Raw genomic sequence first — 22,590 nt, 5'->3', positions numbered from 1 at the left:
GTTTCCTTTTCTCATCAAGGGGTTACTGAACCAACGCCTCGGAACTCTCACCTTCCGGGGCGTTTTCTTTTGCTAGGCTTTCTTTCAGCCTGAATACAATCTCCCGATGCAGTGACCGGTCATTCTGATCTGCCTTCACCTGCAATTGCTCGCGCAGCGCCGGATCCAGCCTTACCGGGTATGCCATGATTTGTTTTGACACCTCACTCTCCTGATGTTGATGGCTCAATTGTGGACTCTTTTTAACTCAGAGTCAACATGACTCATTGCAATGAGTCAAAAAGAGTGCAAACATCCAACACATGAAAGATCGCCACCCAATCACTCCCTACCCAATACGGATGCCGCCTGAACTGCGCGACGCTTTGGAAAAAGCTTCGGCAGCCGGTAATCGCTCTTTGCACGCTGAGATAATCTCTCGCCTTGAGCAAACCTTCATGCCAAATTCGATTTCATCTGAGGCATTGACCCAACTCGCAGCAGATCTTGCTGAAGCTCGCTTCCGTGAGCATCTACACTCAATAAAAATGCAAAACGTCTCAGAAATTCTTGATGAGTTATTCAGAGAGATAGAGCGACGCGAACTTACTGACGAATTATCAGATGCCGTAAGCGGCTTCTACGATCTTGAGAAGCTAGCGAACACCACACGCACAAGTCATCAAGATATGTGGAGCAAGCACTTCGAGCTTCAATCACAGATGAAAGAAGCCTTAGAAAAACTGGAGGCCTCCACTTCGGATGCCGCCCCCAAGCGCGGCCTTGGTTCAAAGCCGAAGACTCCGAAAAAATAGCCTATCCCGCGGGCAACAAAAAAGCGCCTCTAGGGGCGCTTCGCTTTTCAGAACTCGGGCAGTTCGCCCAGGTTGTCTCGATGTATCCCGTTTGGGCTGGTGGTCAGATACTTGTCAGCAAACAACTGAACCTCCGCCCCTTGATCATACATGGTCACCCGCGATCCAGGTTTTCTCCTCTTGGTTGCGGTCCAGATCGACAGCTTTCCCGTTCTCAGTAGCTCACATATGAACCGAGCAGGGACGACGATCTCATGACCAGCCATCCCAGTCCCTTTTTCAGTTATGTAGATTCGCGCTATCTTGACCTGGCTTATGGATGAGCGATCCTCTGTGTAGCGAACTGCCGCAATGTAGAAGTCAACCATGCCGCCCCCCCGTATCAAAACAAAGTTGTTCAATATATTTTTTCAATGAGCATTGAGTGGGGACGCGGCTCCGATTCGCTACCCCGATACCTACTCGTAAGCACCACATCGGCATTGAACTTTCTACGATTTGCCACCTCTTCGAGATCAATATCATCCTCAAATTCGATCTTGATGCGCCCTGTTAGCCCCTCGATGCGACCTTCCCATCCCTTTTCTGGGTTATCTAAATCGATTGCTCGAACATCCACTATGACGTGCTTCAGATCTGCCGTCTCTTCGATGCGAGTATGTGGCATTTCTTTCGGAATCTTTTTTACCTCAGTTGCAGGGACCTCAAACTGCACCTCGCTATCTTGAGCGCTTCCACCATAAATTTTCAGTGAAGAGCCTGGTTGATTCATCGCAGGGCGCAATGTTTCAATAGTCGCCCCAGCAATTTCTTTCTTGTTGCGGATCCCTGTAATCACAGCCTCTGCAACATCCGAGGTTATCGTCTGTGTCCCATTCCCAACTACCACTATGCTATTTGTAATGTCCCCAACTGTGACTGTTGGGCCTGGCGAGGGCCTTGTAAGTAAGTACCCGCCATATGCCAATACGGATGCAACAAGCACAGGGACGAGGGCTGACGGCGGCATAATCGTTTTCACTCGATCAATGAACTCATTCATCTTCTCTTCGCTACCGAACACATAGCGAACACCAATCCTTTCCCACAAACTGCCTGTATGCACATCTTCGATGACTATCTCTACTGTGAAGTCATCAAAACCGATCAGCTTCTTAGTTACCTTGGGCAACGTCGCCAGCAGTTTTTCAATACCTATTAAAGACTCAATAGCCTCTCTGATCGGTACCGGGCGCGGCGTATCATAGTGAAAGGTATAGCTGGAATCAAAGTTAAACGTTGCTGTGGCGGTCATATCGGATGCGCGTTTGTTACTATTAATAACATCGTACTCGATAAGCCCTACTGGATCTACCTCCGCTATCCATCGCCTCGCTACCACCTTCGTCGAATCTGTACATCCGTCCAGTTCCCCCGTGCTATCCGCACTGGTATGTTACAAGCTCCTACGCACGCAACCTAAAGGAGACGACAATGTCCGATGAGCCAATCAGCATGCTTGATCTAAAAAGAAAAATCGACGTCCTTAACGGTAGGGCATGGGCAATGCACGTATCGCTTCTCTCCGTGATATCCACGCTTGGCGAACCGCAAAAAAGGCAAGCAGCAGAGATCGTAGAGCTGCTTGCGAAGGAGCCTCATATCAAAGATGCCTCAGAAGAGACAGTTAAGGCCGCCAAGGATTTGGTGGCAGAAGTCGTTACGAACCTTAGAGGTAGCGAAGGCCCTACCAGCAATTCATAGATAGTCTTCCGCCTGGAAAGTCGACTTCTACTTTGCCGTCATCTGACTTCAGGGTAGATGATCTGATGCTCGCCTCCCCAACCATTGCCTGATTCAAGATGGCGACTTCTCCGCTGACGACAAATGCCTGCGACTGCAGAGTACCCAACTCATCAGTCACAGGCCTCAACACCGGCGCCAGCGCCCATTCCAGAAACCGCTTGTACAGTCGTTTCAGCATTTCACTCTCCTTTCAATGCCGACCCCAGCCCCTTAGCTGAGTCAGCCTGTTCCGAATCGTCGCCAGATACCGTTACCCGGTACAGCGTGTCCAAATCACAAAGCAGCCTGATCTGCCATGGCTGCGGCTTGTATCCGGCCATCTCAAAGTACGCTCGGATGGCCTCCCACGAAATCGGCGCAGGAGCCGATCCGCCCATGCCGATGTACCAATTGCGCCTGGCATCCAGATCCTGATACCAGCCCCAGATGCGTCGCCCCGCATCCGGAAGATCTGGGCCATCCAGTTGCGGCGCCCTGATGCCGGTTTGCTGCTCGATTTCGGCGTAAACCTGCCTGAAAGACTTGCCAAGCTGTTTGTTTGTTCGATCAAGCCCAAATTCATGCTTGGCAAACGCCAATACCGCGTCGATCAGGCTTTCGTAAAACGCGAATCATCGACCGACGCAGCAATGATCTGGCGAACAATGCCGCGATTCGAGCGCAGCAGCTTGTCGAGATTTTCCTTGCTGAATTCTTCCTTCAGTCCACGCCAGCCAATCACGCGCACGGCGGCGCTGGCAATTTCGTCATTCAGCGCACGCTCCGCGCTGATTGTGGGCGTTTTTTTGTCGCGCCCACGCAGCGCCTCGGCGGCGCGCTTATCAGAAAGCTCAATCAGGAACTTTTCAACCACATCGGACTGCTCTCCCAGGATCGTCATGTAGACGCCAAGGCCGATTCCGTCCGCATTGGTGATTTCGACCTCGACGCCATCGTTTGCGATGCTGCGAACATCAAGATCGGAAATGGAAAAAACTTTATCAGTCATAAATGCCTCGTTATAGAGCCGACAGCAGCGATGCCACGGCGTGCAGAACCACAGAAAACACCAGGCCGTAAACCATGACTTTCAGGTGCTTGCTGGATTCAATGATCTTGAGAGCTTCCACGATCCACTCCCCTAAGTTAAAATTCATCCATGCGTTCCTTCTGCTGATACCAGAGGGTTAATGCAAGAAAGCCCCGCCAGATTGCCGTCTGCGGGGCTTTTGTTTTGCCTTACGAGCTTGCGGGCGGCTCGGACTCCAGCGGCTCGCCGGTCAGGCGGAAACTGAATGTGCCAGACCAGACGCCATCGACGGATCCGTCGAAGGATCGTTGCTGCACCAGCGCCAGGCTGGCGAACTTGGAGCCGTCAGAGAAGGTCAGCTCGATCAGGCGCGGCTTTTTGTCGCGGTCTGCGGCCTTGATAGTCTTTTGTGCGTCGTCGGACGAAACCCAATGGCCAGTGACGGTCATCGTGCCGGCATCCGTTAGGCCCAGGCGGAACTCTTTGGCCGTGCTGCACAGGGTTGTGACATCGTTTTCCGTGGCTTGTCCACCTTGCCACTGAATCTGCCGGCCAACGCAATCGAGCGAGTCGAACGTCAGGCCGGTAGGATCAGTGCTGGCTGCTTCTTCTTTCGAGATTTGCAGGGAACTGCCCTGCACCAGAATTACTTTGCTGCTCATGTGAGCCTCCAGAACGTAAAAAAGCCGCTCGGAGGCGGCTTGTTGATGAAATGCTGCTTGTTTATTGAGCGTTGAGTTGATATCGGATGGATACAGGAACCATGTACAGCCCTTCGTCACTGCTGCCACGGCCTACGCTTGGCGGGCGCGGAACCTTGACGCCATCCATGTCCAGCCCAGCCGGAAAGTGACCGGCGATGGATTGGGCAACAGACTCGACTGCACTTGATCCAGATCCAGACCTACCAAACACATTGACCCGGAATGCTCCTTTCCACTCGCCTGCAGCAAGGCTGCCAGACACGGTATCAGCGGGCAGTAGCGTCACTTCCAGCCAAATACCGGACGCTGGCGGCGTAAACGCGACGTTCTGCCATGCAACGGGCGGCTTTTCGGTCTGCTGGCTCACCCACACATTAAGGCGGCTTTCCAGTTGGCGACGGATGAAGGATGTTTTCATTTCGGCAGGGCCTGGACGGCCTTGTTGACGTAATCTTGAAACTCGATGGCTGTAATCTCGACCATTCCACCAGGCGCCTGCCCGCTCCAGCCATCCTCAAGTCGCTGGGCGTAGGGAAGCGAGTTGTTAAAGTAAATCAGCCCGCCCGCTTTCATTGCCGACACAAGCGTGGTCAGCCTTGCAATGGTCGCCTGCCCCGCTTGGTCAATGTCGCCTGTCGTCTGGAAAGATGGCGTTTCGGCCTGCACCTGCCAGTTGGCCCGGAACCGTCCGCCCACATAACCAGGCGGCGGCTTTGACTTCCACAGCGACGGATTACCGACGGGCGACCTCTCAACAAGGCTGCGCCCCACTTCCATCGCAACGGTGCGCACCACCTGATCGGTGTTCTGCTCGACCTTCTCCGCGAACTTGCGGATGCTCAGAGCGAAACTGCCCTTTGCCATCACACGCCCCTGATCTGCACAACGTACAGCACATCCACAGCGCCAGGCGCAATCACGCTCACGCTGACGATGCTGTAATCCGTGCCGTCCACGTTTAGTTTCTCAGTGGTCAGCGGCCTGATGAAGCCGAGCGCCGGAATGTACACGCGCTGATCACCCTGACGCACGATGGTGCCGTCGATATCTCGCTGGGCGTATCCGTCCTTTACTCCGTGGGCTGTATGCGTCACTGGATCGCTACCGCCCTCGACCTTGCCTGTCTCCGGGTTGTACTCGCCGGGAGCGCCTGGACGGACAATCTTGCATTCCGATGCCCTGCCCTTTGATCTGGCACGCTCGATCATGGCAAGGGCGCGTTGTGCGTCTCTGGCGCTCATGCTCGCTCCAGCCGAATCGCCGTCATCTGCCCTGATGCCACCAGCGGCAGCAGCAGATCATCGACGATGGCAAAGCGTACCTGGCCGCCGTTCTCGGCATCCTGGTACACGGTAGTGAGCGGCCCCACGGTTTCGCTCTTGATGTTGTCCTCTGGTGCAACATCGGCATACAGAGCGCCAGTCAGCGCCCGCACCGCCAATTCGCAGGTCGCATCCGTCACGCGCTTGACCGGCCAGGGAAAGCCAACACGCGGCCATTCCATCGCCTGATCGGGATTCAACTTGCTGTTTTTGTAGCGATAGCGGGAATCGACGTACTGCGTGGCTCGGCGCAAGGCTGTTTCCTTCTGCGCCTCTGTGACGCCAGTAGCCAGCCATGACACATGCCCCATCGCTACGGCATAGGAATCTGCATCGGCCACGCTGACATAGCTCTCAGCATCCGGCAGGCCCTCTCCGTTTTCCACAACAAGGCTCATGATGCAGCCCTCAGCGCCTCGCGGATCTTGTCAGCGCCTGCTCTGGCATGCACCTTGACGCCGCGCTCTTTTGCCAACGCACGAAGTTGCTCAGCGTCCAGATCGTCCAGGCCATCCACCAGCTGATCGGCAATTGGCTGCACTTTTTCGGCACCGTCATGTGCCGCCTGCAGTGGCTCGTCTGCGCTTACCCGCAACACGCCATCAGGGCCTGAGCGAACATCGCGGCTATCTCGAAGCCCGTCAAACCCGATACCGGGAACAAGATGATTCAACCAGAACGCCTGCGCCTCACCGGACGCCATTTCTTCAGCCGTCCATTGCCCATAGGCCACACGACTGAAATACTCACGCCGCGCCTCAATGGACGGCAAGGATTCGCCAGCCAGATCATCATAGGCAGCGCCAGGGCCGCACACGACAGGCACACCAGCCAGCAGTGCATCATGACCGACATTGCTGTTGTAGGTCACGATCAGCCGAGCCGCAGCCAAAGCATCCGCCAGCGGCTGATGATTGTTTGCGTGACCGGGGATGGCAATGCCGCCTCGCGGGTGCGGTCGGTAGATTGCGTCGGGATATTCCCGCATCTTCTCGCGCAACCACTCACGCAGGCTATGCGCATCCATACCGTGCGCGGCATCACCCGGCACCTGGCCGCACACAAGCACATTCCCTTGAGGGTTGCCGCCAGCCTTGGTGATTTCCAGGCCAAGTGCATCAAAGCGATCTGACGGGCAAGCGAATGACGGGATTCGGTTCAGCCCGCCCAGGCCGACTTGCCAATGGCCCTGCATGTACTCATCCGGGGCATTGACGCGCTTGAGATAGCCGAAATCCACCACCAGCACGGGCACGCCAGCGGCCTCATAGGACTTCGCCACGCGCTTGCCGCTGCGCCAGCCGTTGACCACTACGAGATCAAACGATTCGACCTCGCCGCGGTATAGCGTCGGCTCACGATGATGCACCTCATGGACTGAGAAGCCAGCCGCAATAGCAGTCGCCACCGGATGGGCGGTTCGAAAGTAAATCCCGACTTTCATGAATTCTCCTTTGCGGGTGCGCCAGCCAAAGCAGGCGCACCCTTGGGCTTAGTTACCCGAACCGCCACCAGACAGATCGATGATCACGCCTGCGGTCGATTTGTCGCTGACCGCATACTTCGTCCAGTTGGCACCAGCGCCCAGGGCGGCCAAGGTCGGGTTGACGCCCTTGGTTTCATCCCAGGAGTAGCCCAGCAGATCGACGTTGAAAACGCCTTCGCCCCGGTAGCCCAGAGCCAAGTTTTCTTGGTCATTGACCTGCCAGCTACGCACACCGGGCGGCTGGGATTCGGTGAGAGTGACAGCACCGGATTGCAGGCCGAAAATCTTGCTTGCCGGGATGCGGTCGGACACCAACACCGGGCGGCCCATCGTGCCAGGCGTGCCACCGTAGACGACCACGCCAGCCTCTTCGTAGATCTTCTGATCAATGGCGTCATCAACCAGATCGAAGTAGGTGGCCGAGTCCATACCGAAGAGCGCAATGCGGTTGAAGCGGTCGCCGAACTTGCGCATGCCCTTGGTCAGCACCTTCTTGTGGTCGGTGGCAAACGACCCGGTGGCGACCATGTTGGCGTTGGCGCCGATGGCAGCCGACAGCGAAGCGAAAGCCGCTTCGATGCAGTACGCGAGGAAGGCGTCGGCCATGTCCTGGCCCACCAGTTCGGAGAACTCCTCGGGGCTGCGCATGCGGCGCTTGAAGGATTCTTCGGTGGCTTGGTACGGGCCGTACTTCCAAGGGGTTTTGACACCCACGGCTTCATCGGCACCGATCTTCTTGGGGGTCACAGCAGCGTCGGAGTTGACGTTGCGATGCTCCAGGCTGCCGCCGATCTTGTAGAGCGCACGCTTGCGCAGATCGCCTTCGATGTTCTCGTTGATGAGGCGAATGGCCCCTTGGGATTGCTGGTTGAACACATCCAGCACGTCCTGGATACGCTCCAGGTAAGCGGTTTGCGCCAGATCGTTGTAAATGATCATGTCGCTATTGACAGTGGTAGGCATGATTTACCTCATTTTGGTAGTTGAAGATACGCTTGCTGGCCGTGCTCTTCGATGTACTTGGCCTTGGCGGCCGAATCCATCTCCGAGCGTTTCAGCCCTTGACCCCCACCGCCGCCACCAGACTTGGCACCCGAGCCGCTCTGACCGCTCCCTTTCAGGATCTGGTCTTTCTGCGGATATTGTTCGATCAAGAATTCCAGCGCTTCATCAAAGCCAGCGGCTGCACCAGGGTTCGAACGGCTGAAAATCTTGTTGCCGTTCGCGTCGTAGGCGATGACATCACCATCCTCGACCTTGAACGCAGAACCGAAACGGGCCTGCACCAGATCTGACGGAATGGCCAGCTTGTCTGCGATGAATTTGGAGCGAGCAAACCCGCCGCCGATCTTTTCAGCATGCAGTTGCTGCTCCAGCTTTTCGCGCTTTTCTGTTTCTTCGGCCAGCTTGGTCTCATAGACCTTGCCGACTTCGGACTTGATCTTCTCGACTTCGCCGGCATCCACCAGCTTTTTGTCGTCGAGATTTTTCACGGTTTCCAAGGCCTTGCGAGCAGCCTGGGGGTCTTCGATGCCTTCGAATTGCTTTGCCTTGGACTCAGCCGACTCGGCACGCTCTCGGTACGACTTGTTTTCACCGAACAGGCGGCTGATGGTGGCCTTGGTGGACACAGCATCAAATGCCGTCTCCTTGCCGTCATCCTCCACATACACGGGCTTGCCATCGTTCACTTCTGCGTAGACCTTGCCGTCCACTTCCACGGTTTTCAGCTTCATTTCTCAGGCTCCTTGGGCCATCCAGCCCTACTCTTTTGAGGCATCCGCCCCGACTCACCTGCCGGTAATCCCCCGGACAGGCATAAAAAAAGGCCAGCGGGCGATATGCCAACTGGCCTGAAAAGGTTGTTTGTTCTGCTATTTGCTGTACTTCGCTTGCAACTGGGCGAGCGTCAGCGGGTTTCCGCGCAAGTCCAGCAGATCGGACAGGGTGATTTTTCCGTCCCGCCACATCTGTGCTCGCCCCTTGCCTAAGGCTTCATCCTGAAACGCCTGGCTCTTGCCTTCCAGCCAGGACTCGAACGTCAGCGCGGCGTCGACCGGACCGTCCTGGCTTGCGCGTTGCGATGTCCTGAAACCTGGAAGCTGCACGCCATTGATGGTGAGCGGAGCCAGCACAGGGGTCTCTGCGCTGCGGCATCCCCAATGGATGGGAACGCCGCCGTTGTACGGAATCTTGTGACCGATGGGATTACCCTGCATATCCCACTCTTTCTGATCTCTGGCCTGGCACTGCAGGGTTGTGCGATTGTCCAAGGTGCTGATTTGCCGCACGCCGATCACAATGTCGTCGTTTTCGTGAAACACCTCGCGCCTGGCTGCATTCGCCACAGTCTGGACGCTGGTATGTACAAGGCTTCGGGACTCGCGTAGGGACTTTTCGAGAAACCCCGCGCCATCCAACTGCACACCAGCAGGGCCAATTCCCGTCACAGCCCTCGCGATCTGCTCGGTTGTCAGCCCCTCAACGAAACCGCTTCGCACCACCCGGGCGAAGTTGCGCTGCATTGTGTAGGCCTGTGCCGCCCACCAGTCAGCAGACGGCGCGCCCTCGATCAACAGCCGCGCCACATTGGCGCTCAGCTTCTTTGGTGCTTTGATCAGAGTTGCGCCAACCGCGGTATTCACCGCCGCCGTTGTATTTGCCGCAGCCAGCGGCGCAAACGACTCCAGTGCTTTGATCTGCTCCGCTGAAATATTGCTATAGCCCTGGGCGATCAGTTTCGCCACATCCCGAATCAACGCCTCAATTTGCGCCTGGCGCCTGGGATCGGCATCAATCAACCTTGTGCGAGCATCCTTCGCGATGCGTCTGATCTGGCGCTCAACCCTGTTCTGCTGTCCTGCTGCGAACCGCAATGCATCCAGGTTGGCGTCCGTGAACAGCTCTGCCAGCCTGCGCTCGATATTGGCCATTACTCATCCCCGGGCTCGCCCTGAGCTTTGCGGAACTCTGCAAGGACGCGGGCAATCTCTCCCGATTCAGGGCCGGACTCCTCAATGCGCTGCTGCTCGTCTTCCCAGGTGACATCATCACTGACCATTCCGCGGCGCTTGGCCTCGTTGAACAGGCCTTGCTTGCTCAGGGCACCAGCGTTGTACATGCTGATCAGCACATTCATGCTCTCGGCTGGCGCGTAATCCGGGTCGAGGTTGGCATGCACCTCAATATTGCCGGGCTGCAGGCTCTTGCCCATCCACAGCGCGAACAGGTACAGCATTTGGTCGAGCGAGTCTTCAAGGTTCTGCGCGATCATGCCTAATCGGCTGATTTCCTTCGCATTCTCTGTTTCCGCCTGAGCTGCAGTCATGACAGACGCATCTGGACGAAGCAATTGCCCGCCTGCGATCCGCATTTCATCCTTCAGGTCCAGCAAATCCTGACGCCCGGACTCGATGGCGGCGCCGGTATGCTCAACGTACTTGATGTCACCGCCTGTAGGCAGATCGATACCAATCTTGGCGCCAAAAATGACGCCTGGCACCTCCTTACCGTCAGCATCAAACTTAGGCGTTAGGCCGAAGGTCGCCAGGATCGGAACACAAGCGGTATCGATCAGGCTATCCAGGCTGGATTGCTTCTGCCAGAACTTGATGTTCAGGTGGGCCAGCTCAAGCAACGGCGGAACCGCAGTCATGAATCCCGTCCGGTTCGCGTACAAAGTCACCAGCGGAATTCGGTCGAGCGTGGTTTTCCCCTCTTCGATCAGCGCCCAGCCACCCTCATTTTTCTGATGCAACTCGTAGCGCCCGATCTCAAGCACACGGATGCGCTCAACGGCCTTTTCACCATAAGCGCCATCCTCGACCTGAGCAGATTCTTTGATGCGCACCTGGGTCAGCACCTCATTGCCGCCGCGCTTCTCTGACCTCCAGCCAAGAATCTGGTTGTGCTTCACCAAAACCGCATAAGGGCGGATGCCAAGCTGCTTTTCCTCGGCCTGGGTTTTAGCGTCGTTCTTCGGCATATCGACCAGCACATGGGAAATGCCATAGCTGACCGCGTCATCCATCCAGTCACGCGCAAAGGCGTGAAGGTTGCGATCCTCAGTGTCAACGTCCTGTAGCAGATCCGTGATTTCCTGCGGCACCTTATCACCGATCTTGATGGGCTTGGTGAAGACCCGGCCCACCATTGCGGCAACGCTGTCGGTGAATGCCGGGTAAAGCGTGGCCTGCTCTAGGCGAGCTTTGTAATCGGCTTTCGACTCCAGCGCCCGCTTTCGCAGGTATTTTTCTCCAGCTTTGCGCATCGCATCCGTGCCGCCGCGCAACGCGTCAACCACAGGCCATTTTTCGGCCATAGCGGAGACTGCGGGCGATACATAATCGACCTGGTTGGGATTCTGGCTCATTCGCTATTTCGCTTATGTTCTCAATGGTGACTGTCTTGCCACTCGCTCTGCGATAGGCCAACGCTTCGCAAGCATGTACCCAACCGCATCTGGAGCATGATCATGGCCAGCCTCTTTGTCAGGCTCGCCATTCTTGTCATACGCCTGCTGCTCGATGCTTTCTGTGAGCGTCGGGCAGTTGCTTGTGTTGACCAACCACCGCCTTTCGCCCTTGTCGTTCAGGATTAGGGCATTGACCGCATTCACCCGGTCTTTCACCGCTGGATTGATGGAATCGACAATCACCTGAAAGCCCGCCTGAGACAGAATGGAAAGGTCAGACTCGCTGGCATTCTTGCTGCTGGTGTTCTTACCGCTGGCATCGGGGTAGATCACCACTTGATGCCCCTTGGACTGATATCTTTCCTTGAGCATCCGGGCCATTGTTGGCGTATCGCGGACTTTGGTTAGCTCAGCCAAAGACAAGGGCTTACCGCCTCGGATTGTGTTGATAATGGCTGTCATATTCAGCACGTTGAAGTCCATGCCGACATGCAACACCTCGCCCTCGCGGATCTGCTCATCGGTGTGGTTCAGCCTGCGGTCGAAGTTCGGATATACCGACCCACTGGCAAGATTGACGAACAGGCCACGAAGGTACGCTTCGATCAATTGCGGCGGATACGACTCGCGCAGGCTGTCGATATAGTCATCCGGCAGGTTTGCTTCGTTGTCGTAGGTGCTCGCATGGATGAGCCCGTACATCTCCCGAAGCGACGGCTTGTCCCGCAACTGTTTCACGAACTGCTGGTAGACGAACTTGAAGCCTTCCGGCGTCGTCGTGACATCAATGCCGTTCTTTAGACCATCAACCTTGTAACGCATCCGGGCGATGATCTTGCGCCAGGCCGTGGCAGCCTTTTCAGACTTCATCACGTCCAGCTCATCGATCAGCGCCTTGCCAATCTTGAAGCCAACAATCTCTCCTGGCTTCTCCATGGAGCGACACAAGATGGTCGACCTGTACTGTCCGCCAGCGAACAAGTAAACCTCCTTGTTCGTCTCATGAATCTTTGTGCGAAGCCCCCAGTCGTGCGCGACTTCCTCAATCGTCGGATAGAAGATATCCCGTATCTGCGGGTAGGTCGGCGCAAAGTATCCAGCGTTAACCTTGGGCCACTCCCACGCATGCTGGCATAGGGCGCCGCCACCTACCCAGGTCTTGCCGGACCCAAAACCCGCAATAAACGCCCTGAACTTGTGCGGCAAAGCCAGAAACTCAGCTTGCGGCCTGTTTAGCGTTGGGTTGATCATCGTCACGGATGCGAGCGTCCTTGACGCTTATTTCCACCTTCACCGGCAACACCTTGCCATCATCACCTTCGGGCTCCGGCTTGTCACGCCACAGGTCCGGCCTGCGGTTCTTCAGCCAAAAGATCATGCTGGTGGGGTCAGGCGGGTAGTGTTTGGTGATTGGGGTTTGCGTTATAAGCCCCTGAAAGTTGCTGATATGCACATCAGGATGGCTGTAGCCAGTTGCGCGCTGAAAGAGCTTTTCAGCCACTTCCGCATCGGCCATCTGTTTGCCGGCCTTTAAGGACTCCGAAAATTGAGGGTGATTCTTCTTCCACAGATTCAACGTGGAAACGGCCACACCGAAAAAATCGGCCATTTCTTTATCGGTCGCGCCTAGCCTGCACAATTTCTTTGCCTGCTCGCAGAACTCTTCTTTGTACCTTGATGGCCGACCAACAGGCTTGGCCGACGCCTTGCCTTTAGCGGTCATTTTAATTATCCAAAAAGAACGCCCGCCGAATCAAAGACTCAAGCGGGCGCGAAGTGCTGACGAATCAGCGAGGAGATAACTGGGATTCATACGGCTGGTGACTTAGTTGAGCGACTCTTCCTTTGAGTTTGATAAATATCAATGGATGCCCGAGTCTATGTTTAGACAGGCGATGTGCGGGTGATACATTAATTATTATCCATATAATTTTAAAGGCAAAAAAGTCTAGACATGGCAATAAAAACGTGGCAAGCAATAAGCGGCATTACGCTAATTTCCACGATCACTGTGTTACTTCAGATACCATCCAACACATGGATGACATCTGCAACCGCAAGCCTTGTAGCTGGTGCAACATCTCTAGCCTGCATGGCAGTAGCGTGCATTCTGTCTAGTCGATGGAGCTTCATAGAGGACCTGCTTGGCGGTCTGGATCGCATGTATGAAACCCATAAATGGCTGGGTATATGGGCTCTGGTGTTTGTTGTATACCACTTCCTATTTAAAGCCAAACTAAATACCTGGGATCTGGCGCCCATACTGGAACTGACAAAATACTGGACCAGAATGGTGCGCCAACTAAGCATTGTTGTCCTTGGTTTTATTATATTGCTGGCCTTAAACCGCAACGTTCCGTACCAGGTATGGAGTTGGTGGCACAAACTCTCTGGCCCATTTTTTATTATTGCTGTTCTACATTGGCTCAGCTTCGAGTCGCCTATTCGCCTAAATAGCTCTGCTGGCATTTGGCTTGGCACCCTATGTACTGTTGGCATTGTTGCAGCATTTTATAAGCTGTTTTTATATAATTTTATTGCTCAGGGTGGTACATACAAAATCGTTGCCGTGGATCACGGCGACAAAGCGGTTCACTTGGAGCTAGCGCCAATCGGCCGCAGCTTTCCTTTTCAGGCCGGGCAGTTCGGCTTCTTATCTATCATGGAGCAAGGACTACGCGAGCCACACCCCTTTACCATCGCAAGCGCAAATGCCAGCGATGGCCGGATTCACTTCGTAATTCGTGCGTTAGGCGATTACACCGAAAAGCTGTATGGCCAAGCAAAAATAGGCATGCTTGCTGATATTCGCGCACCACATGGACGTTTCGAACGCATAGCGAATGCAAATAAAGAAATTTGGATTGGTGCGGGTGTGGGTATAGCGCCGTTCATTTCCTGGTTAAAAGACAGCAGTGCCAAAAATCTGGAGCGAGTTCAGCTAATTTATTGCTTTGATCCAAATAGGGCCTTTCCGACGCCTGAGCGCATTCAGGAGTTCACTGAGCAGGCCAATGTATCATTTATCCCCAACCCAAGCGGCAGCAATAAACTTGCAGAAACCATCACTGGAGCAGCAAAAGAGGCAGACCCATCTGATATACATATAAGCTTCTGTGGCCCCAAAGGCTTACTTGCTCATGTAAAACAGCTAATGAAAGAGGCTGACATTCCCAGTAAGAACATACATTACGAGTTTTTTGAGTTCAGGTAGCAAAAAGCCCCGCACTTGGCGAGGCTCAGAAAATCGGCTGACAATTCGACAGCCTACGGGGTTTAGTATGGTTCAGTCCGGACAGTCGCGCAAGATGTCCGGACAAAATAGTTTTCCGGCACGCTATACCCTTCTCCCATCCAGTGCGAGAGCTGCTTATGCCCACAGTCGAGCATATCGTAGTAACCCGTTCTCGATATGGATAAGCGATCGAGCTTAGCCTTTACTGGCCCAGGCCACACATAATGCGCGGTGATGACCCGTCTAGCATCAGGAAATAAGGCGCCTACGTTTCTATCGATCTTGCGCAAATCATCGTCTACTAACAGCACGTCAGGATCCTCGCTTCGCTGCCCATCTACGCGCATTGCTGAAAACGCCGACTGGCTGGGGTAACCAAGAGCGTTGCGATTCTCCCCCCGCTTCCACGCGCCCCACTCTCCGAGCAGGATTTCAATATTTGATTTGTGCTTTGCTGGCATGCGGCTTCCTTTCAAACAATGCCTCTAACCCTTCCCTGGCCTTCTTAGCCTTTCCTTCCCGCGACCGCTCTGCTCGGTTGGCTTCAATCTTTCGCTTGATATCTACCGCCTCTGCTGGATCTCGATAGCACCACCGGGCGAGCGCCATATCAGGATCCTCGCCCGTATCCGTGGCGGCGCTCTACCCCGTTCCCAATCCCGTCTGGCGTCCAGAGGTTCAGCGGTCGAATGTCGTGTGCTCGCGGGTGTGGCTTTGGCTTATAGACGCCTTGCATCGAAAGCGGGGGTCTTACGCGTGACGGCACGATGACGCGATTCTCCGGCGGGTTCTTTCGAGAGCGCATGTAGCGCTCGAAGAATCTGCCGTATGGCTCTCTGACTTTCCTCTGGAAGCCGGACGCTACGACAGCGCTTGCCATTTCAAATGCGCTGGCGTCCTGCTCGAGCTCAAAGCCAAGCTCCGTTAGTTCTTGGCGATACCTGCTGCGATCTGCTTTTGTGATACCCATTAACCTATCTCCACGAGTACAAAACCTTGTTTTTTAGTGTCAGTCGCTGCATCAATCGTGATGGGGCGAAAGCATTTGTCATCGATGCCGAGCGCCTGAGCGATGCCATCGAGCGAGGCTTTGCTAGCGGCCAGCATGTTGTCCAGATCCCGGTGGCGGTTATCCGGCATGACGAACGTGACCTTGAGCGGTACGGTCTTGGATAGCAGTAGCTTGTTGCGGCCCAGCGCCGATTGAGTCGCCATGTAGCCGTCCTGGCGGGCTCGGACCTTGGCAGATTGCGTAGACGCCCAGTGCTTGCCGTTTTTCCTGTTCGGCATGAGCTCGGGGTCTACGCAAGGCAAGGTAATGGTCAGTCGGTCTAGGTTCATGCCGCCGCCTTTGCTGCGCGGTGCAGCCGCATAGCTTCGTCCTCCAGATACTGGCGGGCCTGGGCGCCGCGCTTTTTCTCGACCTGATTCAGGTACTCCCTGCGGGCCTCCTTGGTTGGCAGGGCGAGCACGTGACGCGCCTCGCAGGTGTTTCGGTGTAGCTCGATGGTCATGCGATCCTCCGAACAGGCTCAATAATCTCCTGGTAATCGGCAGTCTCCATTCGGCTAAATCCGATCCTCGGCTTGTCACTTCCGCCAGAGAGAACTTGTTTCGCCGCGCCAGCATCACCGATCATGACCGGCGGCTCGGTCATAAACCCGTTCCGGCTATTTTGTGTCTCATACATGCCCACGAGGACCCTTGGATATTCCTGGGCGCCTCCCTGCGTCCTATAACCTCGATATCTGTTCTCAAACTCCCTAGCAACAAACGGCCACTCGTCCTCTGTTTTACTCCCCAGCGAAACCCAACCACCCATGTCCGATACGACTGCATGGATGATCGGATCATCAAAAACAACCGTTTGATAAGTTCCAACGGAACGGACAGCTCGATCAACTTTTGCCCACGCCAGGAGCGCCGCATCCTGCGTGCTGCCGCCAATAAATTTGATGACATCCGCGGGCTTCGGCATAAACTGACCGGAATCCGGGTTTTGCATGTGTCGACTCAGTCCATCACGCACAGCCGCTAGGTCATATTGCTGCATTGCGTTCCACCACAGCGCCAGAGCCATATCTGACATTTTTTTCCCGTACAGGTCGGCGGTCGCGTTCAGGATTTGGCTGAACTGGTCGAAATCAGACTGCTGCATCACTGCCTCCAAAAATCATTGCCTTGGCGCGAGCTGCGGCGGCCATGTTCTGCTCGTAGAGCGTCGATGGGCCTCCGTGTCGGCCAGCCACTGGCTTTCTCTCCGGCAGCCCGTCCTCCCACCGCTCTTGTCGCAGGTACGTCAACGGGGCTGGCTCGTAGCCATCGAGCCACTGCGATGTTGTGCGGATTGCCTTCAGATGGCTCAGAACATCATCGGCGACAGCATCCAGCCTCTTGGCTTTCCAGACCTGCAGGCATTTGCCCTTGGCTACTCGCCGTGGAGTATTCGGGTATGCAGCCCAGAACTCAGGGAACCGTGATGCAGCCCGCCCTGCCTCGTTCGGTTCGGCAGAACCGGACAATGGTTTTATTACTTCTGTTTCTTTATCTTTATCTGTATCTATATCTGTACGCGTGACATTCGTGACAGTCACGCGTGACACGTCCGTGACATCATCATGACTTGGATTTTTTCCTTTGTTTTCAACAGACTGCCTTTCAGCCTTTTCTCTCTCTCGTTGACGTCGCTTGCGATCTGCTGCGGTTGTATCGGCATCGCTACGCATCTGGCGTGAATCCCACTGGAGAGGCTCAAGCGTCTCTTTGTCGATCAAGCCAACCTCTTCCAGCCGCCTTGCCACCTCTTCCAGCGTGCGCAGATCCAGGCCCATCTTGACCGCAGCCTTGCGCATCATGAGAGGGTCGCTGCCATCAAGCACGCCTTGACCCTTGAGGCACATGATGGCCACAAAGTGCCAGCGATCCTCAAACGCCAGAAGGCGCAGCTTCTCGTCGTCGATCATTTCCGTGTACGCACGGAACCAAGGCATCTTGCTCATACATTTCTCACGAAAACGCGCACGGGATGCCCTCGCGTCAGCGCAGAACGCGCCGGGCGGTATCCAACATGCTTGATTACGCCGCGATTGATGGCTGTGCGCCCAAGAGCGCCCCAGGCCTGATGGCTGGGAGGGATCAGGTCAATGCGGTTGGTGATGACCCACTCGCGGAAATCCTCCATCGCGAATGGCCTTTGCTGGTCCTGTGACCACGATTCCAGGCAGGACAGGATCTGATCTGTCCAGTCAGGAATGACGGCATGCGCATGATCTCGCGCCTGGCTGATGCCTTTTTCGGCTAGTTGCTGACCGTTCATGCGGCCTCCTTCTGGGTCATACCCAGCAATTCCAGCTCGGTTACGCCGTACATGCGCTCGAATGCCCTCCTGCCCAGGCCGTGATACCCCGTGGCGCCGCGATGGTGTTCAGGACATAGGGGTATGGTCATCAGATGGTTATTGCGCTGTCCTACGCCCATTCCATGCCTGATGTGGTGGATTTCTGCGGGCGTGTTTCCGTGGCCCAGGAAGCGGCAGAGGATGCAGCCAGCCTCAGACTGGGCGCTCATGTGCTGGCGCTCTGACTTTGTGGCTGCTCGCTTGTTGCTGCGCTTCCTCATCGGGCTACGCTTCATCGGCTTGGCGCTGGGCTTGAGGGTGCTGTTGTAGGCTCTCATGCCTCCACCTCATGCCCGTACCGAACCCTCGCCTGATGCGTATCGATTCCGTTCTGTGCACACCAGGCCAGGATGTACTCGATCAGGCTTGTCATGCGGGCGACAGACATATGCGCCGACGACTCGCGCACGTTTACGAACTCGCCTTCCAAGCCGGGAACCATGTCAGATCCCAAGCCAGTTGCCTGCGCGTGCCCGCTGATGAAAAGAACCTTCCACTGAATGGCCGTCATCTTGCGACCGCCCCAGGTGGCGTGTTTGGCAACCTCCCCGAACAGGGCGTGCAGGAGCGCATTCTGGTCACTGCTGCGCGTGCGCGGCTTGATCTCGACGCGCCAGTCAGCAGGCGCAGCCATAACAGCATTGGCGGCATTGCGGCGGGCGACAACGTGCGAGAGCTGGAATACTTGCTTTTCCATGGCTATGCCCTGTACAGATTGCGCTCGGCGCGATGAAGCATCGTGCGGGCGTCACGGAAAAGGTCGGCCAACACATCTTTCTCGCTCTGATCGATGCGGCCATCGACCAGTGTGTCAGCTGTAGTTCCAGCAATCTTTCCGGCTAACGCGGCAATCTGCATGACCTTAGATTGCAGGGCTGCCACTTCGTCAGGCCAGCCGCCAGTAGGTGCGGGCGGAATGACATCCACCGCAAGACCGTGCTCGACAGCCATGGCCTGCATCCAGTCTTTTGCGTATTCCGATCCGCCGGCCTTCTCTTCCATCCACTCAGTCAAGAGCAGCGCCATTTCCACGCTGATCGAATCATCGTGGCTACGTAGCTTGGCGCGCAGGCTTTCAGGGTGGATAGACTTGCCACGGCGCTCAGTGAGAAATCGGGCGGCATCCGTTACGCTTCCCGGAGTGCGGCGAACGCTGTTGTAAAGAACGTCCAGCCAGTCTGTATTTGAGTATCTGCACGTCACCTTGAAATCTCCTGAATTTCAGCGTTTCGCCGCTTAGCGCCCCGCCCTATCATTCCTGCATCAATTACTGACAACGAAAAATGGAACCAACCGAAACCGAGCGCCTGCTACGCCAGGCCCATCAAATCTGTCAAACAATCACTGACCGCGTAGATGTCAGCGATGAACTGCTGCGGACTGTCTTTGATCGCCTGTGCCTGGAACTTGAGCTATCCGGCATGGATGACGATCTCGACCTTCCTGGTGTTCATGGATCCATCCACTGAGCCATGACAAAAAAACCTGAAAAGCCCCGCGCCTTTCTGTTTGGCGTGGTTACTGCTGAACTGCTGTCCGACATCGAGGCGGAAATCCATCGCATCGAATCGGAGAAATCTGGCGGCCAGTCCCGGTCGGGTAAGATCAGAAATTCCAGTAACCAAACTTTCCCAAAAGGAACCAGCCATGATTGATGCAATATCAGGCGCCATTGCTGGGCTGCGTACCGCTGTCGATATGACGAAAGTCGCGGTCGATACCAGGGACGCCATCAAAATCGGCGAGGCCAAGTCCGCTCTGATCGAACGGCTTCTTGATGTTCAAAACGCATGCTTGGCTCTTCAGGAAAGCAACGCGGCGCTCGCTCAAGACAAGCACCTTCTGGCCCAGGAAAAACGCGAACTGGAAGCTCAGATCGTGCAAATGCGTGACCAAGCGAATCGCTTGGCGCAATACGAACGCATGCACACGCCCGCTGGATCCATTGTGTTCGTGGATAAGACGACGAAGGGCTCGCCCGATGGCGCGGTTTATGCCTGTGCTTCGTGCATGGATGAAGGGAAGGTATCGACGCTGCAGCCCATCTTTAGGGGAAACCAGCTCACCTGCCCTGTGCATGGCACCTTTGGGCTCAACACTGAACCCCAACGAGGGCCTATGGGGATGCTTTTCCCGAAGAAATGAGCCGTCACGCATGAGAGGTCTCCTTGGGGGTGGGTCGGTAGATGTCGTCAAATGTCAGGCTGACGCCAAGGGTCGAAGCGAAGTCGATCAGCTTTGCCGCGACATCAGGAGGCACGGTCTGCCCCCTCTCGTAATGGGAGACATTTCCTTGGGTTACGCCAATGCCAGCAGCAAGCGCTGCTTGGGTGAGGCCTAGCCTGGATCGGATATGAGTTATTGGCTGCATAGCCATAATAGTGCCACTAGTCAACTAGATAGTCAATAGTGGCACTCGTTGCAAAAAACAATAGCAGAACTATTATTTGGATATGACGCGCACAGAACCCCGCAAGGCCAAAATATTGCCGATCCATAAAGAGGAATCGGCGGCGCTCAAGCGCCTATTCACTATGCACTCCAAACTCTCCCAGGCGGCCTTCGGAGCGGAGTACGGGCTCGGCACGCAGGGGAATGTGTGGCAGTACCTTAATGCGCATAGCCCCCTGAATGCTCAGGCAGCAGTCAAATTTGCCAATGGCCTAGGCGTAAGCGTGCGCGAGTTTAGTCCGCGACTTGCCGATGAGATTGAGGGGCTATCTTCTGCGCTTCCTGATGAGATCGAAGGTGGCGACCACGCCCCTGTCCGCCTGGTAGACGCAGCGGCCTCCGCAGGCCGTGGCGAAGTGGTCTACTCGGATGATGTCAGGAAAGAGCTGATGTTCCGGCGCGACTGGCTTCGGAGCAAAGGAGCCAAGCCTGGGAAAGCCCTGGCGTTTCCGGTCAAAGGCGACTCGATGGTCGATGACCATATCCCGGACGGGTCTGTGGTTCTGGCCGACACAGGAAAGACAGACCCCCTGCCCGGCAAGATCTATGTCCTTTGGCTCGATGGTGAACTGTACGTCAAGCAGTTGGCCCAGGAGGGGGATCTGTGGTTCGCCAGATCGCGGAACAAAGCCAAAGCCAAAAAGTACCCTGACATCCAGATAGACCTCGATGGCCGGCTGGTGGGGCAAGTGTTCTGGTGCGGTTTCGAGATTTGAGGGTTGGGCGCCTTTCGCGCCCTATTTTTTGAGATGGAAGTAACTGAAGTTTAGATTTATGTGGAAAGGCGCTGGCCTGGCGGGCCCTCATGCAAGGATAGCCACCCAGCTCGGCCTAGATGTGAAGAAAGAAAGTTAGCCTGGTGAGCACATATGACCTCAGCACTCAGCTTCCGGAAAGCGAGCAAAGCAGATCTGCCCGCCCTTATCGCGCTCCTAACGGACGACGCCTTAGGTGCCACACGAGATGGGGCCCAGCACCTCCCGGCGTACACAGCCGCGCTTGAAGCGATCCAGGCACAGGCCAGCAACAGCATCATCGTCGCCACTATCGGCGAAGAGGTCGTCGGTATGCTGCAATTGACGCTCATCCCGGGCCTATCCCGAGGCGGCATGCTCCGAGGGCAGATCGAGAGTGTCCGAGTTAGCAGCAAGCACCGTGGCCAGAAGATTGGCCGCACCTTGATCGAGCACGCCATCGGGTTGGCGTGCGACGCCAAATGCGGGATGGTGCAGCTTACGACCGACAAGCAGCGTCCCGACGCGATCAGATTCTATGAAGGGCTGGGGTTCAATGGCACCCATGTGGGAATGAAGCTATCACTGTGAAGAAGTAGAAACCCGGGTTGGACGTGCGGCGCGGGCCGGGGATGATGTAACGAGAATTTAGTTTGATGTGGGGATGTGAGGTACATTACCATTGATAATCAACAGGGCCATACACTGAAATAAGCAGAAAAAAAATGTGGCTCACATTAATCGTCGCCTCAGTAAACAGGTATCATCGACATTGAAATTTCGATCTGTTCACTGAGTCACCTAGCTTTACAATGGCTACTACTTTATATTCTGCAAGCTTCGACATAAATAGCCTCTCCGAATCCGTTGATCTCGAATGCAAGCTTGCATCAGGGGGCCTACCGAAAAGCCTGTGGGAGTCATACAGCGCCATGGCGAACACCCGTGGCGGGGAGATACTCTTAGGGGTGGAAGAGATATCACCAGGAAAATTTTCTGTTCATGGAGTGGAAAATCCACAGAAGCTGATTCAAGACCTATGGAACTCCGCGCACAATACGGAGAAGATCAGCGCCAATCTTCTCTCTCCGGAGGATGTGGGGATAGTTGAGCTAAGCAAGCCAATAATTTACGTAAAGGTTCGCCAAGCCAAGAGAGAAGAGCTGAATCGCCCCGGGAATCGCGGAGGCTGTTTGGTTAAAGTACAGCGTTCATCGGCACGGCGGCGGGGTGAGTACGGTGATAGAGTTCCTCCGCCT

Annotated in this window: 38 protein-coding genes; 9 read left to right on the top strand and 29 right to left on the bottom strand. The window is 55.4% G+C overall.

Annotation, left to right across the window (positions count from 1 at the left end; translation table 11 throughout):
• Window positions 1-22: 22 nt before the first annotated feature.
• Window positions 23-202 (bottom strand): Arc family DNA-binding protein, encoded by a 180-nt coding sequence (locus EV686_RS18340; RefSeq protein ID WP_243650959.1) that lies wholly within the window; start codon window positions 200-202, stop codon window positions 23-25.
• A gap of 100 nt (window positions 203-302) precedes the next feature.
• Between EV686_RS18340 and EV686_RS18335 the strand changes: the two genes are divergently transcribed.
• Window positions 303-794 carry an Arc family DNA-binding protein gene (locus EV686_RS18335; protein ID WP_132478410.1) on the top strand — a complete coding sequence of 164 codons (492 nt, stop codon included), beginning with the start codon at window positions 303-305 and terminating at the stop codon, window positions 792-794.
• A 47-nt stretch (window positions 795-841) separates the two neighbouring features.
• Here EV686_RS18335 and EV686_RS18760 read toward each other — a convergent pair whose 3' ends face one another.
• Together EV686_RS18760 and EV686_RS18330 are read right to left on the bottom strand one after the other, a co-directional pair.
• Window positions 842-1,162 (bottom strand): hypothetical protein, encoded by a 321-nt coding sequence (locus EV686_RS18760; RefSeq protein ID WP_207901889.1) that lies wholly within the window; start codon window positions 1,160-1,162, stop codon window positions 842-844.
• 29 nt (window positions 1,163-1,191) lie between these two features.
• Entirely contained in the window at window positions 1,192-2,088 is an 897-nt protein-coding gene (locus tag EV686_RS18330; protein ID WP_132478409.1) for a hypothetical protein, read from the bottom strand.
• 179 nt (window positions 2,089-2,267) lie between these two features.
• On the opposite strand from EV686_RS18330, the gene EV686_RS18325 reads away from it, so the two are divergent.
• Window positions 2,268-2,537: a hypothetical protein gene (locus EV686_RS18325; protein WP_132478408.1), complete on the top strand. Its 270-nt coding sequence runs from the start codon at window positions 2,268-2,270 to the stop codon at window positions 2,535-2,537.
• On the opposite strand, the gene EV686_RS18320 is transcribed toward EV686_RS18325, so the two are convergent.
• The 16 genes from EV686_RS18320 to EV686_RS18250 all read right to left on the bottom strand — a co-directional run bounded on the left by EV686_RS18320 (window position 2,521) and on the right by EV686_RS18250 (window position 13,237).
• Window positions 2,521-2,757: a hypothetical protein gene (locus tag EV686_RS18320; RefSeq protein ID WP_132478407.1), complete on the bottom strand. Its 237-nt coding sequence runs from the start codon at window positions 2,755-2,757 to the stop codon at window positions 2,521-2,523. The genes EV686_RS18325 and EV686_RS18320 overlap by 17 nt on opposite strands.
• Window position 2,758: 1 nt before the next feature.
• Complete coding sequence (locus EV686_RS18315) at window positions 2,759-3,157, bottom strand: phage tail assembly chaperone (protein WP_132478406.1); 399 nt, start codon at window positions 3,155-3,157, stop codon at window positions 2,759-2,761.
• A gap of 11 nt (window positions 3,158-3,168) precedes the next feature.
• Entirely contained in the window at window positions 3,169-3,567 is a 399-nt protein-coding gene (locus EV686_RS18310) for a hypothetical protein (protein WP_132478405.1), read from the bottom strand.
• 10 nt (window positions 3,568-3,577) lie between these two features.
• Complete coding sequence (locus tag EV686_RS18685) at window positions 3,578-3,715, bottom strand: hypothetical protein (RefSeq protein WP_165972686.1); 138 nt, start codon at window positions 3,713-3,715, stop codon at window positions 3,578-3,580.
• An 82-nt stretch (window positions 3,716-3,797) separates the two neighbouring features.
• A complete protein-coding gene (locus EV686_RS18305) occupies window positions 3,798-4,250 on the bottom strand; it encodes a phage tail protein (RefSeq protein WP_132478404.1) in 453 nt (150 codons plus the stop codon).
• Window positions 4,251-4,311: 61 nt separating this feature from the next.
• Complete coding sequence (locus tag EV686_RS18300) at window positions 4,312-4,710, bottom strand: phage tail terminator-like protein (RefSeq protein WP_132478403.1); 399 nt, start codon at window positions 4,708-4,710, stop codon at window positions 4,312-4,314.
• The gene (locus EV686_RS18295) at window positions 4,707-5,156 is read right to left on the bottom strand and encodes an HK97 gp10 family phage protein (protein WP_132478402.1); all 450 of its coding nucleotides are present in this window, start codon (window positions 5,154-5,156) and stop codon (window positions 4,707-4,709) included. Before EV686_RS18295 ends, EV686_RS18300 begins: the two co-directional genes overlap by 4 nt.
• Window positions 5,156-5,533: a hypothetical protein gene (locus EV686_RS18290; RefSeq protein ID WP_132478401.1), complete on the bottom strand. Its 378-nt coding sequence runs from the start codon at window positions 5,531-5,533 to the stop codon at window positions 5,156-5,158. The genes EV686_RS18295 and EV686_RS18290 overlap by 1 nt, the downstream gene beginning before the upstream one ends.
• Window positions 5,530-6,012: a DnaT-like ssDNA-binding protein gene (locus EV686_RS18285; RefSeq protein ID WP_132478400.1), complete on the bottom strand. Its 483-nt coding sequence runs from the start codon at window positions 6,010-6,012 to the stop codon at window positions 5,530-5,532. The genes EV686_RS18290 and EV686_RS18285 overlap by 4 nt, the downstream gene beginning before the upstream one ends.
• Window positions 6,009-7,058 (bottom strand): hypothetical protein, encoded by a 1,050-nt coding sequence (locus EV686_RS18280; protein ID WP_132478399.1) that lies wholly within the window; start codon window positions 7,056-7,058, stop codon window positions 6,009-6,011. Before EV686_RS18280 ends, EV686_RS18285 begins: the two co-directional genes overlap by 4 nt.
• 48 nt (window positions 7,059-7,106) lie before the next feature.
• Window positions 7,107-8,063, bottom strand: a complete 957-nt coding sequence (locus tag EV686_RS18275) for a major capsid protein (protein ID WP_132478398.1) — start codon at window positions 8,061-8,063, stop codon at window positions 7,107-7,109.
• 8 nt (window positions 8,064-8,071) lie between these two features.
• Complete coding sequence (locus EV686_RS18270) at window positions 8,072-8,836, bottom strand: DUF6651 domain-containing protein (protein WP_132478397.1); 765 nt, start codon at window positions 8,834-8,836, stop codon at window positions 8,072-8,074.
• Window positions 8,837-8,974: 138 nt separating this feature from the next.
• The gene (locus tag EV686_RS18265; RefSeq protein ID WP_132478396.1) at window positions 8,975-10,033 is read right to left on the bottom strand and encodes a structural protein; all 1,059 of its coding nucleotides are present in this window, start codon (window positions 10,031-10,033) and stop codon (window positions 8,975-8,977) included.
• Complete coding sequence (locus EV686_RS18260) at window positions 10,033-11,472, bottom strand: DUF4055 domain-containing protein (protein ID WP_207901887.1); 1,440 nt, start codon at window positions 11,470-11,472, stop codon at window positions 10,033-10,035. Before EV686_RS18260 ends, EV686_RS18265 begins: the two co-directional genes overlap by 1 nt.
• Window positions 11,473-11,484: 12 nt before the next feature.
• Entirely contained in the window at window positions 11,485-12,765 is a 1,281-nt protein-coding gene (locus tag EV686_RS18255) for a terminase large subunit domain-containing protein (RefSeq protein ID WP_132478418.1), read from the bottom strand.
• Window positions 12,731-13,237 (bottom strand): helix-turn-helix domain-containing protein, encoded by a 507-nt coding sequence (locus EV686_RS18250; protein ID WP_132478395.1) that lies wholly within the window; start codon window positions 13,235-13,237, stop codon window positions 12,731-12,733. The genes EV686_RS18255 and EV686_RS18250 overlap by 35 nt, the downstream gene beginning before the upstream one ends.
• Window positions 13,238-13,555: 318 nt before the next feature.
• Between EV686_RS18250 and EV686_RS18245 the strand changes: the two genes are divergently transcribed.
• Window positions 13,556-14,728 carry a ferredoxin reductase family protein gene (locus EV686_RS18245; protein ID WP_207901885.1) on the top strand — a complete coding sequence of 391 codons (1,173 nt, stop codon included), beginning with the start codon at window positions 13,556-13,558 and terminating at the stop codon, window positions 14,726-14,728.
• A gap of 62 nt (window positions 14,729-14,790) precedes the next feature.
• On the opposite strand, the gene EV686_RS18240 is transcribed toward EV686_RS18245, so the two are convergent.
• The 9 genes from EV686_RS18240 to EV686_RS18205 all read right to left on the bottom strand — a co-directional run bounded on the left by EV686_RS18240 (window position 14,791) and on the right by EV686_RS18205 (window position 19,349).
• Window positions 14,791-15,210: a hypothetical protein gene (locus tag EV686_RS18240; protein WP_132478394.1), complete on the bottom strand. Its 420-nt coding sequence runs from the start codon at window positions 15,208-15,210 to the stop codon at window positions 14,791-14,793.
• A 508-nt stretch (window positions 15,211-15,718) separates the two neighbouring features.
• Window positions 15,719-16,090, bottom strand: coding sequence for a RusA family crossover junction endodeoxyribonuclease (locus tag EV686_RS18235; protein ID WP_132478393.1), 372 nt, complete (start codon window positions 16,088-16,090; stop codon window positions 15,719-15,721).
• Window positions 16,087-16,263: a DUF7696 family protein gene (locus tag EV686_RS18680; RefSeq protein WP_165972684.1), complete on the bottom strand. Its 177-nt coding sequence runs from the start codon at window positions 16,261-16,263 to the stop codon at window positions 16,087-16,089. The genes EV686_RS18235 and EV686_RS18680 overlap by 4 nt, the downstream gene beginning before the upstream one ends.
• A complete protein-coding gene (locus tag EV686_RS18230; RefSeq protein ID WP_132478392.1) occupies window positions 16,260-16,907 on the bottom strand; it encodes a DUF6475 domain-containing protein in 648 nt (215 codons plus the stop codon). Before EV686_RS18230 ends, EV686_RS18680 begins: the two co-directional genes overlap by 4 nt.
• Window positions 16,894-17,748, bottom strand: coding sequence for a hypothetical protein (locus tag EV686_RS18225; RefSeq protein ID WP_132478391.1), 855 nt, complete (start codon window positions 17,746-17,748; stop codon window positions 16,894-16,896). Before EV686_RS18225 ends, EV686_RS18230 begins: the two co-directional genes overlap by 14 nt.
• Window positions 17,745-18,065 carry a hypothetical protein gene (locus tag EV686_RS18220; protein WP_132478390.1) on the bottom strand — a complete coding sequence of 107 codons (321 nt, stop codon included), beginning with the start codon at window positions 18,063-18,065 and terminating at the stop codon, window positions 17,745-17,747. The genes EV686_RS18225 and EV686_RS18220 overlap by 4 nt, the downstream gene beginning before the upstream one ends.
• Complete coding sequence (locus EV686_RS18215; protein ID WP_279389507.1) at window positions 18,062-18,367, bottom strand: Ref family recombination enhancement nuclease; 306 nt, start codon at window positions 18,365-18,367, stop codon at window positions 18,062-18,064. The genes EV686_RS18220 and EV686_RS18215 overlap by 4 nt, the downstream gene beginning before the upstream one ends.
• Window positions 18,368-18,420: 53 nt before the next feature.
• The gene (locus tag EV686_RS18210; protein WP_132478388.1) at window positions 18,421-18,843 is read right to left on the bottom strand and encodes a recombination protein NinB; all 423 of its coding nucleotides are present in this window, start codon (window positions 18,841-18,843) and stop codon (window positions 18,421-18,423) included.
• Window positions 18,844-18,845: 2 nt separating this feature from the next.
• Complete coding sequence (locus EV686_RS18205) at window positions 18,846-19,349, bottom strand: phage regulatory CII family protein (RefSeq protein WP_132478387.1); 504 nt, start codon at window positions 19,347-19,349, stop codon at window positions 18,846-18,848.
• An 80-nt stretch (window positions 19,350-19,429) separates the two neighbouring features.
• Between EV686_RS18205 and EV686_RS18200 the strand changes: the two genes are divergently transcribed.
• From EV686_RS18200 to EV686_RS18190, 3 genes are read left to right on the top strand one after another with little or no spacing between them, the layout of a single operon-like run.
• Entirely contained in the window at window positions 19,430-19,615 is a 186-nt protein-coding gene (locus EV686_RS18200; protein ID WP_132478386.1) for a hypothetical protein, read from the top strand.
• A gap of 3 nt (window positions 19,616-19,618) precedes the next feature.
• Window positions 19,619-19,801 (top strand): hypothetical protein, encoded by a 183-nt coding sequence (locus EV686_RS18195; RefSeq protein WP_132478385.1) that lies wholly within the window; start codon window positions 19,619-19,621, stop codon window positions 19,799-19,801.
• Window positions 19,794-20,291 (top strand): hypothetical protein, encoded by a 498-nt coding sequence (locus tag EV686_RS18190; protein WP_132478384.1) that lies wholly within the window; start codon window positions 19,794-19,796, stop codon window positions 20,289-20,291. Before EV686_RS18195 ends, EV686_RS18190 begins: the two co-directional genes overlap by 8 nt.
• Window positions 20,292-20,295: 4 nt before the next feature.
• Here EV686_RS18190 and EV686_RS18185 read toward each other — a convergent pair whose 3' ends face one another.
• The gene (locus EV686_RS18185) at window positions 20,296-20,517 is read right to left on the bottom strand and encodes a helix-turn-helix domain-containing protein (RefSeq protein ID WP_132478416.1); all 222 of its coding nucleotides are present in this window, start codon (window positions 20,515-20,517) and stop codon (window positions 20,296-20,298) included.
• An 82-nt stretch (window positions 20,518-20,599) separates the two neighbouring features.
• Here EV686_RS18185 and EV686_RS18180 point away from each other — a divergent pair, with 82 nt between their 5' ends.
• From EV686_RS18180 to EV686_RS18170, 3 genes are all read left to right on the top strand, one after another.
• On the top strand, window positions 20,600-21,313 hold the full coding sequence (locus EV686_RS18180) for a S24 family peptidase (RefSeq protein ID WP_132478383.1): 714 nt from the start codon (window positions 20,600-20,602) through the stop codon (window positions 21,311-21,313).
• 153 nt (window positions 21,314-21,466) lie between these two features.
• Window positions 21,467-21,922, top strand: coding sequence for a GNAT family N-acetyltransferase (locus EV686_RS18175; RefSeq protein WP_132478382.1), 456 nt, complete (start codon window positions 21,467-21,469; stop codon window positions 21,920-21,922).
• 221 nt (window positions 21,923-22,143) lie between these two features.
• Window positions 22,144-22,590 (top strand): AlbA family DNA-binding domain-containing protein (locus EV686_RS18170; RefSeq protein ID WP_132478381.1); only part of this gene is annotated, 447 nt, incomplete at its 3' end.

Source organism: Paracandidimonas soli (assembly GCF_004342005.1).
Classification (GTDB): Bacteria; Pseudomonadota; Gammaproteobacteria; order Burkholderiales; family Burkholderiaceae_B; genus Paracandidimonas; species Paracandidimonas soli.
This window is presented reverse-complemented; position numbering and strand designations above follow the sequence as displayed.

Bases quoted from the DNA above. Each gene is read 5' to 3' on its own strand.
- EV686_RS18335 (WP_132478410.1), top strand. From the start codon at position 303: ATGAAAGATCGCCACCCAATCACTCCCTACCCAATACGGATGCCGCCT.
- EV686_RS18760 (WP_207901889.1), bottom strand. From the start codon at position 1,162: ATGGTTGACTTCTACATTGCGGCAGTTCGCTACACAGAGGATCGCTCA.
- EV686_RS18330 (WP_132478409.1), bottom strand. From the start codon at position 2,088: ATGACCGCCACAGCAACGTTTAACTTTGATTCCAGCTATACCTTTCAC.
- EV686_RS18325 (WP_132478408.1), top strand. From the start codon at position 2,268: ATGTCCGATGAGCCAATCAGCATGCTTGATCTAAAAAGAAAAATCGAC.
- EV686_RS18320 (WP_132478407.1), bottom strand. From the start codon at position 2,757: ATGCTGAAACGACTGTACAAGCGGTTTCTGGAATGGGCGCTGGCGCCG.
- EV686_RS18310 (WP_132478405.1), bottom strand. From the start codon at position 3,567: ATGACTGATAAAGTTTTTTCCATTTCCGATCTTGATGTTCGCAGCATC.
- EV686_RS18685 (WP_165972686.1), bottom strand. From the start codon at position 3,715: ATGAATTTTAACTTAGGGGAGTGGATCGTGGAAGCTCTCAAGATCATT.
- EV686_RS18305 (WP_132478404.1), bottom strand. From the start codon at position 4,250: ATGAGCAGCAAAGTAATTCTGGTGCAGGGCAGTTCCCTGCAAATCTCG.
- EV686_RS18300 (WP_132478403.1), bottom strand. From the start codon at position 4,710: ATGAAAACATCCTTCATCCGTCGCCAACTGGAAAGCCGCCTTAATGTG.
- EV686_RS18295 (WP_132478402.1), bottom strand. From the start codon at position 5,156: ATGGCAAAGGGCAGTTTCGCTCTGAGCATCCGCAAGTTCGCGGAGAAG.
- EV686_RS18290 (WP_132478401.1), bottom strand. From the start codon at position 5,533: ATGAGCGCCAGAGACGCACAACGCGCCCTTGCCATGATCGAGCGTGCC.
- EV686_RS18285 (WP_132478400.1), bottom strand. From the start codon at position 6,012: ATGAGCCTTGTTGTGGAAAACGGAGAGGGCCTGCCGGATGCTGAGAGC.
- EV686_RS18280 (WP_132478399.1), bottom strand. From the start codon at position 7,058: ATGAAAGTCGGGATTTACTTTCGAACCGCCCATCCGGTGGCGACTGCT.
- EV686_RS18275 (WP_132478398.1), bottom strand. From the start codon at position 8,063: ATGCCTACCACTGTCAATAGCGACATGATCATTTACAACGATCTGGCG.
- EV686_RS18270 (WP_132478397.1), bottom strand. From the start codon at position 8,836: ATGAAGCTGAAAACCGTGGAAGTGGACGGCAAGGTCTACGCAGAAGTG.
- EV686_RS18265 (WP_132478396.1), bottom strand. From the start codon at position 10,033: ATGGCCAATATCGAGCGCAGGCTGGCAGAGCTGTTCACGGACGCCAAC.
- EV686_RS18260 (WP_207901887.1), bottom strand. From the start codon at position 11,472: ATGAGCCAGAATCCCAACCAGGTCGATTATGTATCGCCCGCAGTCTCC.
- EV686_RS18255 (WP_132478418.1), bottom strand. From the start codon at position 12,765: ATGATCAACCCAACGCTAAACAGGCCGCAAGCTGAGTTTCTGGCTTTG.
- EV686_RS18250 (WP_132478395.1), bottom strand. From the start codon at position 13,237: ATGACCGCTAAAGGCAAGGCGTCGGCCAAGCCTGTTGGTCGGCCATCA.
- EV686_RS18245 (WP_207901885.1), top strand. From the start codon at position 13,556: ATGACATCTGCAACCGCAAGCCTTGTAGCTGGTGCAACATCTCTAGCC.
- EV686_RS18240 (WP_132478394.1), bottom strand. From the start codon at position 15,210: ATGCCAGCAAAGCACAAATCAAATATTGAAATCCTGCTCGGAGAGTGG.
- EV686_RS18235 (WP_132478393.1), bottom strand. From the start codon at position 16,090: ATGAACCTAGACCGACTGACCATTACCTTGCCTTGCGTAGACCCCGAG.
- EV686_RS18680 (WP_165972684.1), bottom strand. From the start codon at position 16,263: ATGACCATCGAGCTACACCGAAACACCTGCGAGGCGCGTCACGTGCTC.
- EV686_RS18230 (WP_132478392.1), bottom strand. From the start codon at position 16,907: ATGCAGCAGTCTGATTTCGACCAGTTCAGCCAAATCCTGAACGCGACC.
- EV686_RS18225 (WP_132478391.1), bottom strand. From the start codon at position 17,748: ATGAGCAAGATGCCTTGGTTCCGTGCGTACACGGAAATGATCGACGAC.
- EV686_RS18220 (WP_132478390.1), bottom strand. From the start codon at position 18,065: ATGAACGGTCAGCAACTAGCCGAAAAAGGCATCAGCCAGGCGCGAGAT.
- EV686_RS18215 (WP_279389507.1), bottom strand. From the start codon at position 18,367: ATGAGGAAGCGCAGCAACAAGCGAGCAGCCACAAAGTCAGAGCGCCAG.
- EV686_RS18210 (WP_132478388.1), bottom strand. From the start codon at position 18,843: ATGGAAAAGCAAGTATTCCAGCTCTCGCACGTTGTCGCCCGCCGCAAT.
- EV686_RS18200 (WP_132478386.1), top strand. From the start codon at position 19,430: ATGGAACCAACCGAAACCGAGCGCCTGCTACGCCAGGCCCATCAAATC.
- EV686_RS18195 (WP_132478385.1), top strand. From the start codon at position 19,619: ATGACAAAAAAACCTGAAAAGCCCCGCGCCTTTCTGTTTGGCGTGGTT.
- EV686_RS18190 (WP_132478384.1), top strand. From the start codon at position 19,794: ATGATTGATGCAATATCAGGCGCCATTGCTGGGCTGCGTACCGCTGTC.
- EV686_RS18185 (WP_132478416.1), bottom strand. From the start codon at position 20,517: ATGCAGCCAATAACTCATATCCGATCCAGGCTAGGCCTCACCCAAGCA.
- EV686_RS18180 (WP_132478383.1), top strand. From the start codon at position 20,600: ATGACGCGCACAGAACCCCGCAAGGCCAAAATATTGCCGATCCATAAA.
- EV686_RS18175 (WP_132478382.1), top strand. From the start codon at position 21,467: ATGACCTCAGCACTCAGCTTCCGGAAAGCGAGCAAAGCAGATCTGCCC.